Annotated in this window: 2 protein-coding genes; both read left to right on the top strand. The window is 62.5% G+C overall.

Features of this window, described 5'->3' with window-relative positions; genetic code table 11:
• A partial coding sequence (locus AC1DY5_RS55540; RefSeq protein WP_478122688.1) for a tripartite tricarboxylate transporter substrate-binding protein occupies positions 1–552 on the top strand: 552 nt, incomplete at its 5' end.
• Between the two features lie 6 nt (positions 553–558).
• The gene (locus AC1DY5_RS55545) at positions 559–1,137 is read left to right on the top strand and encodes an amino acid synthesis family protein (protein ID WP_478122689.1); all 579 of its coding nucleotides are present in this window, start codon (positions 559–561) and stop codon (positions 1,135–1,137) included.
• Positions 1,138–1,425 lie beyond the last annotated feature (288 nt).

Consider the following 1,425-nt stretch of genomic DNA (forward strand, 5'->3'; position numbering starts at 1 on the left):
GAGTTGCTAGTGTCGGCCCGGTCTGACGCGCGTAGCGTGTCCTACGGCTCGGCTGGCATCGGATCCACGCACCACCTGGCAGGTGAACTGATGGTGAAGAGCGCGAAGGTGGACATGCTCCACATTCCCTATCGAGGTGACGCCGCATTGGTCACAGCTCTGCTCGGAGGCGAGTTGCCGGCGATCATTGCGCCGCCTACGGCGGTGATGCAGAACGTCAAGGCAGGCAAGTTGAGAGCTTTGGCGACCACCGGCGCACAGCGTTGGAGTGCCATGCCGGATATCGCCACGGTGGCCGAGCAAGGCGTGCCGGGCTACGACGTGACTTCCTGGGCCGGCTTGATGGCGCCAGCCGGTACCCCGCGTCCGATTGTGGACCAGCTGCGGGCTGCCACGCTCAAGGCCTTGCAGGTCCCGAACGTACGCGCGCGGCTGGAGGACATGGGAGGTGAGGCGCGCGGCAGTACACCCGAAGAGATGGCGTCGATGGTGAGCACTGAACTGAAGAAGTGGACCACTGTCGTCAACGATGCACACATTCCCAAGCAATGAGGTTCTATGTCCTTGATTGAAATCCGCAAGCGCAGTCTCAATGTCGAGACGATCTACCACGAGGGTGGCCCGCCACCGGAGGTCCCTCTGAAACTGGCCGCTGCCTGCGCGGTCATCCGGAATCCCTACGCGGGGCGATATGAGCCGGACCTCTTACCCTTCATGGCGGAGCTTCGTTCATTGGGTACGCTGCTGGCGACCGAACTCATCGACGTGCTTGGACGCGACAAGGTCGAGGTCTACAGTAAGGCGGCAATCGTCGGCGTCAACGGCGAGATGGAGCACGGCGCCGTGTGGCACGAGGCCGGTGGCTGGGCGATGCGCGAGGTGCTGCGTGAGCCCAAGGCGATGGTGCCGGCAGCGAAGGCCGTCGCAGCTACGGGCTACCGCCTCATGGTTCCGCTGCACTATATCCACGCATCGTACGTGCGCAGTCACTACAACAGCATGGAAGTGGGAATCCAAGATGCTCCGCGGCCGAACGAGATTCTCTTCGCCCTGGTGATGGGCACAGGGGGGCGCATCCACTCGAGACTCGGCGGACTCACCAAGGACAAGGTGTCCGTGCACGATGGTCAGCGGTGACGATGCCGACGGCGCGACCTTTCGTGCCGGGAGACTGCAATGAACCACGTCCGGCGGCGCTGCGTGGAGTTGCGACCCCATGGTTCATGGCTTGAGCCGCGAAAGTCGACGACGTTCTAGTGGATGCGTGCCTCGCCACGCTAACGGGCGACACGAGCCGGAAGATTGAAAGGCTTACAAATGGTGAGTTCAATGCGTGCGGTGCAGATTCATACACCCGGCGGACCTGATGTTTTGGAGTTGGTTGAAATCGCAGTGCCCGATTGCGGGCCGGGCCAAGTGCTGGTG

The organism is Variovorax sp. P4_D9, assembly GCF_056401695.1.

Bases quoted from the DNA above. Each gene is read 5' to 3' on its own strand.
- AC1DY5_RS55545 (WP_478122689.1), top strand. From the start codon at position 559: ATGTCCTTGATTGAAATCCGCAAGCGCAGTCTCAATGTCGAGACGATC.